Here is an 8,055-nt window from a genome sequence, read left to right as displayed (position 1 = left end):
CGTGGGGGCCCTTCACGGACTCAGAGTCCGTGAAGGGACCCTTCACAGCGCCACCTGATCGGTCAAGGAACCCTTCAATCGTGGTTTCCGTTGACGAGGGCGGACAGAAGAGCGGCGTGGGCCTGCGCTGCCGCCTCTCGCACGGAGGGCACGCAGCCGGCGAGCGGACCTTCGGGAGACCAGGCGAGGACCAGCGTCGAGATCGTCGCCGGGCAGCGCAGCGGACGGTAGGCAGTGCCGCGGACAGGCGCGGTCGGCGGCGGCGTCACGGTGAGGATCCCGGCGCCGTGGCCCAGGCTCAGCGCCGCCCATTCGCGGTCCGCGTAACAGAATCGCGGGTCGGCGCCGGCGTCGGAGAAGGCGGCGAGCACGGTCCTCGTCATCGGCTGCACGATCTGGTCGAGCAGGACGCATCGGTGCCCGGAGAGCATCGAAGGCGTGAGCGAGTCGGGCACGCCGAGCGCGTGCCCCGGCGGAATACCGACGACCAGCGGCTCGGTGGCCACCGGTGCCGAGGCGAAGGTACCCGGCACGACGGGGCCGCCCGCACCGTTCTGGCGCAACACCAGCAGATCCAGCTCGTCACGCAGCAGTGCCTCGACCAGCTCGGTACCCGGTTCGGCGACCCGCACGGACAGGTCGGCGCCGGGTTTGCGGGCATGGACCTCCCGCACCAGCCGGGGCAGCACCGGGGTGGCGACCGCGCCGATCCGGATCAGGTCCGGTGCCGATTCGACGCTCGCCTGCGCCGCGGCGAGCATCCGGTCGAACTGCGGCACCGCGACCGCGGCGTGTTCCAGCAGCCGCTCGCCGGTCTCGGTGAACAGGTTCCCGGCCGTGCCGTCGGTCAGCAGCACGGAGCCGATCGTCCGTTCCAGCCGGTGAATCCGCTGCCGCAGCGTCGCCGGGGTGATGCCGAGCGCGGCCGCGGCCGCGGGCACGCTCCCGGCATCGGCGACCGCGACGAGGATCCGCAGCTGCCGCAGCTCGATGTCCACTGTGGACCCGGTGGCCGTCAGCTCGTCCGGGCGGCCAGCCGCGGCCGGCTTTCCCCGGACACGCGCTTGCCGCCACGCGGCCGGTAGGCCTCGCCGATCACCTCGGCCAGCCGCTCGACGCCGGGGGCGATGCGGCTGTCCTCGCGGTAGAGCAGGAAGTGACTGGTCCGGACCAGCAGCTCCGGGAGGGGCCGGTGCACGACGCCCGGCGCGAGCGGACGCGTCGACTGGATGAGCGTGATGTCGCCTTGGTGGCGAACGATTTCGTCACGCGGGCCGGAGACCGGCACATGGTGGGCGATCACCGGCGAGAAGCCGAACGGGCCGCACACCCTGGCGAGGAACTCGCGGCAGCGATCGGGCCCGGTCGAGGAGATCCAGCGCTCGTGTTCCAGCTCGGCGAAACGCACCGAGGGCCGCGCGGCGAGCGGATGCCACTGCGGCAGCATCACCGACAGCGGCTCGTCGGCGAGGTCGATCCGGCCGGTGTTGGCCGGCAGCGGCACCGGGCACTGCTCGGACAGCACCGCGAGGTCGAGTTCCCCGCGGCCGAACCAGCAGAGCATCTCGGAGGTGGAGCCCGCGGTCCGGATCTCGGCCCGGTCGCCGAAGCCGGTGACCTCCAGCGCGTCCAGCAAATGGCCAGACAGCGTGGTTTCCGACCAGCCGACGCGCAGGGCGCCGTCCCGCTGAGCGCGCAGGTGCGAGAGATCCGCGCCGATGCGGGCCGTGCGCGCGAGGATGCCGTCCGCGTAGTCGAGGATCAGCCGCCCGAACGGCGTGACACGGACACCGGTGCGATCCCGGTCGAACAGCGACCGGCCCAGCGACTCCTCGATCCTGCGCAGCTCACGGCTGAGCGCGGGCTGCGGCAGCACCAGTTCGGCGGCCGCGCGGTTGAGGCTGCCGGCCCTGGCGATCACCTGGAGGTGGCGCAGATGCTTCAGTTCCAGCTCCATGATCATGCACGGTAAGGCAATTCCGGGCGTACCTGCACCGGACGAAAGTGGGACAGGCACCCGACCAAAGTAGTAAAGACTCGCAGTCCCCGGTGCGCCCGGTTCCCGTGCCACGGCATAACCCACTGGCATTACCGGCCTCCGCGGCCCCTGGGCACAGTGATGCCACCACTGCACCACCGTCGGCGGAAATCACCGAAGCGAGACCCCAGAAAGGGGCGCTTTCATGTTCGACGCGACTCCGCTGTCGTCCGGCTGTGCCCGGCTATTTCCCGGCGTGCCGCACGTCTGCATCGGCGTGAGCCCGTTCAACGGGTATTTCACCGCCGAGCGGCTGATCCGGCTCGCCGAGTGGACCGTGGAGCACTTCGCCGACTTCCACTTCTTCGTCCCCGACGACGTCACGGCCTACACACTCGAAGCGCTGGGCTATCCGCCCGCACGGGCGAGACAGAAGGCCCATCGTCAGTCCTGCCACGTGCACAACAAGATCGCCGCCGCGCTGACCGCCGCCGGCGTGCCCGATCCGGCGAGCCGGATCCTCGGCATGACACGGTTGCGGGAGCTGCCCGCCTACCGCCGCGTCGCCCGGGAAGCGGAGCGGCTCTTCGATACCGACGTCGCTTTCCGGTCCGCCTGTTACGGCGCGTCCACCTGGGTTCTGCAGAACAAAGTCGGAAATCCGCCCGGCGACGACGCACTGCGGCTCGCGGTCCGGTACTTTCTCGCCGAACTGCCGTTGTTCGCCGCCTCCGGGGCGATCACCGGGAACTCCCGCTCGATGTTCGCCTACCACCAGCGGGTGCCGTTTCTGGAGAAGTTCTTCGACGGCGAATTCGCCCTCCGGCCCGATCCTGGCCAGGGCTTTCTCGTGGTGCGGGAAAGCGCGCTGGAAGTGACCGGGCCATGACCGATCGCCACGACGATTATTCCCTGACCCGGGTCCCCGAAACCGCCCGCCGGTCCTGGCCGTCGGTCGCGATCCAGCGGTTCGGCCAGGTCTCCTCCTTCCAGCAGTTCATCGTCGGTGCCCTGCTCGGCTACGGCATGCCGTTCTGGCAGGCGGTCCTGGCCATCACGATCGGTTCGGTGCTGCTGGAAGTGATCACCGTGCTGCTCGGCATCGCCGGGGTACGCGAAGGCCTGTCGACCTCGGTGCTCGCGCGCTGGGCGGGCTTCGGCCGCAAGGGCTCCGCGCTCGTCGGCCTGCTGGTGGCGGTGAGTCTCGCGGGCTGGTTCGGCGTGCAGAACGGCGTCTTCGCGCACGGCATGCACGCCCTCGGCGGCGGTGTGCCGGAGTGGGTGTGGGCGGTGCTGGGCGGCGTCGTGATCACCGTGATCACCGTCTACGGCTTCCGGCTCATGGCCTGGACGGCCTACCTGACCGTGCCCGCTTTCCTTGTGCTGGCCGGGTATTCCGTGATCGACACGCTGAGCAGCCACGAACTCGGCGACCTGGTGTCCACACCGCCGCCGGGCCCGCCGCTGTCCCTCGGCGCGGCGACCACGCTCGTGTCCGGGGCGTTCATCCTCGGCGCGCTGATGACCCCGGACATGACCCGGTTCAACCGCACGACCGGCGACGTCGTCAAGCAGACGCTGATCAGCGTGACGCTCGGCGAATACCTGATCGGGCTGATCGGCGTTCTGCTCGCGCACGCCACGGCGACTTCCGACATCGTTGGCATCATCACCTCCTCGTCGGGCGTGCTGGGCACACTGGTGCTGGCCACCGCGATCCTCAAGATCAACGACTGGAACCTGTACTCCTCGTCGCTGGGCCTGGTCAACGTCGTCGACGTGCTGTTCGGCCGGAAGGTCAGCCGGGTGCGGGTCGTGCTGCTGCTCGGCGCGCTCGGCACCGCCGCGTCCGCGCTCGGCATCGCCGACGACTTCGAGGGTTTCCTCACCGCCGTCGGCGTGCTCACACCGCCGGTCGCCGGGGTGCTCATCGCGGAGTACTTCGTCATCCGCACCTGCCGTCCGGCCTTCGACGCACTGCGCGCCGGCCGTCAAGTGCCCGGACGGCAACGCGACTGGGCCCCGGCCGCGCTGGTCAGCTGGGGGCTCGGCTCGGCGTGCGGGCACTTCCTCGATTTCGGGATTCCCACGATCAATTCGGTGGTCGTGGCGTTCGCCAGCTACCTCGCGGCGTGCCTGCTCCTGCGGGCCCGCCGCCGGACTCCGGAAGGAACGGACATGGTGCCGCTGATCGGCCGCGAAGAACTCAAACGCGCGATGGACGAGGGCACGGTCGTCGTGGTCGACACGATGCCGGTCGACTACTACGCGCGCGAACACCTGCCCGGCGCCCGCAACATCCCGGGCTTCCCCTACGAACGCGCGGCGGAATTCACCGACGAGCACGCGCCGGCCGTGGTCCCGGACAAGGCCGCCACGATCGTCGTCTACTGCGCCAACACCCCGTGCCGCAACAGCGAGTTCGTCGGCGCCCGGCTGATCGAACTCGGTTACACCGACGTCCGGAAGTACCGCGAGGGGATCGAGGACTGGGTGGCCGCCGGGCACGCCACCGAGTCCGGCCACCAGCACCCGGCGCCCCCCGCGTCGGTTCCGGTCAACCACACCGAGTAAAGGAGAGAGAATGGGAACCAGGATTCGCTCGGCGGCGGCCGCGGTCGCGATGGCGGCGGGACTGCTCGGCGGCGTGGCGGTCACCCCGGCGCTCGCCACCCAGGCGCCGTCCTCGGTCGCGCCGCAGGAGGGCAGCGTCATCGACGTGACCTCGGCGAACTACGACCAGGTCATGGAGATGTCCAAGACCAAGCACGTGGTGCTCGACTTCTTCGCCTCCTGGTGCGGGCCCTGCCAGAAGATGGCTCCGTACCTGGAGAAGTACCACGCCGACGACAAGGACAAGTGGATCTGGGCGAAGGTCGACATGAGCGAACAGGGGCAGAACAAGGACATCGCGGACAAGTACAGTGTCGAGTACATCCCCACGCTGGTGAACATCGACAAGGGGCAGGAGAAGGGCAGCCGCGTCGTCGGCTTCGACGACGGCGAAAGCGGTGCCGAGGACCTGCGTACCTGGCTGAACAACCTCTGACGCGACCGATCGCCGCCGGGGCCGCGTGCCCCGGCGGCTTTCCCCTCTCGAAGGATCTGCCATGAAACACCAGCCGAAATCCGCCATCCTGGTGGCTCTTCTCGCCACCGCGGCCGGAATCCTGCCGACGGTGCCCGCCTCCGCCGCCACCCCTGCTCCCCCTCCGTCCGTCGCGCGGCAGCCGGGCGAGGCCGCGGTGTACATCGTGCGGCTCAAGCCGATGGCCGCGGACAAGGCCAAGGTCACCGACGTCGCGAACGCGATGATCGCCAAGTACGGCGGCACGCTGCGCCGTGTCTACTACTCCGTGTCCCAGGCGTTTTCCGTTTCACTGACGCAAGAACAGCGCACGAAGTACCTCACCGACGCGGCGGTCAGCACCATCGGGGCCAACCAGGTCTACACCACGGCCGGGACCCAGGCGGACCCGCCGTCGTGGGGACAGGACCGGATCGACCAGGCCGATCTCCCACTCGATCACAGCTACGCCTACCCGAACACGGCATCGAACGTGCACGTTTACGTCCTCGACACCGGCGTACGCACGAGCCACGAAGACTTCGGCGGACGCGCACACGCGGCCTTCGATGCCGTCGACCCCGACGCGACCCCCGGCGGCGAAGACTGCAACGGCCACGGCACCCGCGTCGCCTCGGCCATCGCGGGCAACCAGTACGGCGTCGCGAAGGAAGCGTCGATCGAATCGGTGCGGACGCTCGGCTGTGACGGCAAAGGCACCACCGAGCACATTCTCACTGCCCTGGACTGGGTGAACGTCCACGCCCAGCGCCCGGCCCTGCTGAACCTCAGCTTCGCCGGTCCGGGCGGTTCGGTCGTCGACATCCAGCTGTACAAGATGACCCAGTCTGGCCTGGCGTACACGACGGCCGCAGGCAACGCCGGCGTCAACGCCTGCGACACCACCCCGGCGAGGCAGACGACCGGCATCACCGTCGGCGCCACGGACGACGCGGACCACCGGGTACCGTCGTCGAACTTCGGCAGCTGCGTGGACCTCTACGCCCCCGGCAAGGACATCCACACGGCCGACAGCAGCAACGACACGGCCTCCACCACCGTCTCCGGCACGTCCATCGCATCCGCTGAAGCCGCCGGCGTCGCCGCGATGTACCTGTCCACCCACCCCGACGCCACCCCCCAGGCCCTGACCACCGCCCTGACCTCGGCCGCGACGAAGGACAAGATCGCGGACGCGGGCGAGGGATCGCACAACCTCCTGCTGCACACCGCGTAGTCGGTGCGGCCGGTTTTGGTGCGGCGGCCGGGTGTCTGGCCGCCGCATCTGCTGTGGGCGGGGTGGCCTGGCGGGATTGGTGACGCCGGGGTTTGGAGTGGAGTTGCTGCTGCGTCCCCGCGGTTCGAGGCTGCTGTGTGGCTCGCTGGACACCTGGTGAGCTGCCGGGGTCGGTGCGGCCATTGCCGGTCCCCTGGCCACGACACCTCCCGCGCATCGGTGGTGGGGGGGCATGCTCGCTGCACGCACGGTGAACCGACACGGTCGCTCCCGACCTGTCCCGGTCGCCACACCGACTACGCGGCCAGCGGTCCAAGGCGCAACCTTACGGCCCGCCCGCAGCCAGGTGGTTGTGGCGGCCCCGACTCCCCCACCACACACGGGCAACACCCCTGCTGCCCCCGAGCGAACCACCGGGTCACTCCCGACCCACCCCGGCCGCCACGACTGTGGAGACTCGACCATGGACGTCACAACGCCACCCGGCCGTACCCGCGGGCTCCCGCCGCGGGTCCTACCGGCGCTTCTCGCGCTGGCCACCGCGGTGTTCCTCGGCTGCCTGACCGAGGTCGTCCCGGCCGGGATCCTGCTTCCGGCCGCCGCCGACCTCGGCGTTTCGCCCGCCGCGGCCGGTCAGCTCGTAACCGTGTACGCGATCACGACCGCCGTGACCGCGCTCCCCCTCACCACGATGTCGGCCAGGATGCCGCGGCGGAAGCTGTTGCTCGTGCTGGTCGGCGGGTTCGTGGTGACCAATCTGGTCGTCGCGCTGTCGCCGTGGTTCGCGCTCGTGCTCGTGGCGCGGGTCGTTTCCGGTGCCCTGACGGGAATCCTGTGGTCGCTCGTCGCGAACTACGCGATGCGGCTCGTCCCAGCGGAACGGTCCGGCCGTGCGCTCGCCATCGCTATGGCCGGTACGCCCGTGGGTTTCGCGCTCGGCGTACCCATCGGATCCGCGCTCGGGGAACTCGTCGGCTGGCGCTGGGTTTTCGCCGGGATGGCACTCACCGCGCTGCCGCTCCTGTGGTGGATAACCACGGTCGTCCCACCCCTGCCCGGCGAGGAACCCGGCACACGGACGCCGCTCCGCACCGTGCTGCGTACCCCGGGCCTCCGCCCACTGCTCCTCCTCGTGGTCGCATTCTCCTTGGCACACAACATTTTCTACACCTACCTAGGCCCGTTCTACGCCGACCACGGACACGCCGGGCTCCTGAGCACCGGCCTCCTCCTGTTCGGCGCCGCCACCGTCGCCGGTCTGTGGCTGGTCGGGCTCACCCTCGACCGGCACCCCCGCGCCGTCCTCCTGTTGTGTGCCGCGACCGCCGCCTCCTGCCTGCTCGTCCTGACCGTCGGTGGCCGGGAAACCGTCCCACTCCTCGCCGCAAGCACGTTGTGGGGACTGGCTTTCGGCGGCGCGCCGACGTCCTTCCAGGCAATCACCGCACGGCTGGCCGGTCGCCGCGCCGACACCGCGCAATCCCTGACCATCGCAAGCTGGAACGCCGCCGTCGCCGGCGGAGCCCTCTCCGGCGGAATCCTGCTCGACACCGCTCCCGGCGCACTGCCTTGGACGGCCATCGCGCTGATGACGGTGCCGATCATGCTCGCCGGACGGGTCATGCCGGGAGGAACGTCGCCGGATGCGTGACGGCTTCCGGGTATGTAGCCTGCCGCCGTCGACGAATCCTCTCGTCGTGACGACCACGTCGAGCATCTCAGCCCGCATGCGACCCCGCAAAGGCTGTGAAGGGACCCTTCACGGACTCAGAG

At 69.9% G+C, this 8,055-nt stretch carries 7 protein-coding genes and 1 pseudogene; 6 read left to right on the top strand and 2 right to left on the bottom strand.

Annotated elements, in window-relative coordinates:
* Window positions 1-74: 74 nt before the first annotated feature.
* Both D5S19_RS08755 and D5S19_RS08750 read right to left on the bottom strand, forming a co-directional pair.
* Window positions 75-998 (bottom strand): LysR family transcriptional regulator, encoded by a 924-nt coding sequence (locus D5S19_RS08755; protein ID WP_120022830.1) that lies wholly within the window; start codon window positions 996-998, stop codon window positions 75-77.
* Between the two features lie 17 nt (window positions 999-1,015).
* Window positions 1,016-1,957 (bottom strand): LysR family transcriptional regulator, encoded by a 942-nt coding sequence (locus D5S19_RS08750; protein WP_158605510.1) that lies wholly within the window; start codon window positions 1,955-1,957, stop codon window positions 1,016-1,018.
* A gap of 226 nt (window positions 1,958-2,183) precedes the next feature.
* Here D5S19_RS08750 and D5S19_RS08745 point away from each other — a divergent pair, with 226 nt between their 5' ends.
* The 6 genes and pseudogenes from D5S19_RS08745 to D5S19_RS08725 all read left to right on the top strand — a co-directional run bounded on the left by D5S19_RS08745 (window position 2,184) and on the right by D5S19_RS08725 (window position 7,933).
* Entirely contained in the window at window positions 2,184-2,867 is a 684-nt protein-coding gene (locus D5S19_RS08745; RefSeq protein ID WP_120022824.1) for a tRNA-dependent cyclodipeptide synthase, read from the top strand.
* Window positions 2,864-4,039, top strand: a pseudogene (locus tag D5S19_RS32935) (purine-cytosine permease family protein); the annotation flags it as partial. The gene D5S19_RS08745 and the pseudogene D5S19_RS32935, both read left to right, overlap by 4 nt.
* Window positions 4,040-4,156: 117 nt before the next feature.
* Window positions 4,157-4,552, top strand: a complete 396-nt coding sequence (locus D5S19_RS32930; protein ID WP_233573782.1) for a rhodanese-like domain-containing protein — start codon at window positions 4,157-4,159, stop codon at window positions 4,550-4,552.
* A gap of 10 nt (window positions 4,553-4,562) precedes the next feature.
* Window positions 4,563-5,027, top strand: coding sequence for a thioredoxin family protein (locus D5S19_RS08735; protein WP_120022820.1), 465 nt, complete (start codon window positions 4,563-4,565; stop codon window positions 5,025-5,027).
* Between the two features lie 61 nt (window positions 5,028-5,088).
* On the top strand, window positions 5,089-6,282 hold the full coding sequence (locus D5S19_RS08730) for a S8 family peptidase (RefSeq protein ID WP_120022819.1): 1,194 nt from the start codon (window positions 5,089-5,091) through the stop codon (window positions 6,280-6,282).
* Window positions 6,283-6,745: 463 nt separating this feature from the next.
* Window positions 6,746-7,933 (top strand): MFS transporter, encoded by a 1,188-nt coding sequence (locus D5S19_RS08725; RefSeq protein ID WP_120022816.1) that lies wholly within the window; start codon window positions 6,746-6,748, stop codon window positions 7,931-7,933.
* Window positions 7,934-8,055: the final 122 nt, after the last annotated feature.

Origin of the sequence: Amycolatopsis panacis (assembly GCF_003600245.1) — a bacterium.
GTDB lineage: Bacteria > Actinomycetota > Actinomycetes > Mycobacteriales > Pseudonocardiaceae > Amycolatopsis > Amycolatopsis sulphurea.
This window is presented reverse-complemented; position numbering and strand designations above follow the sequence as displayed.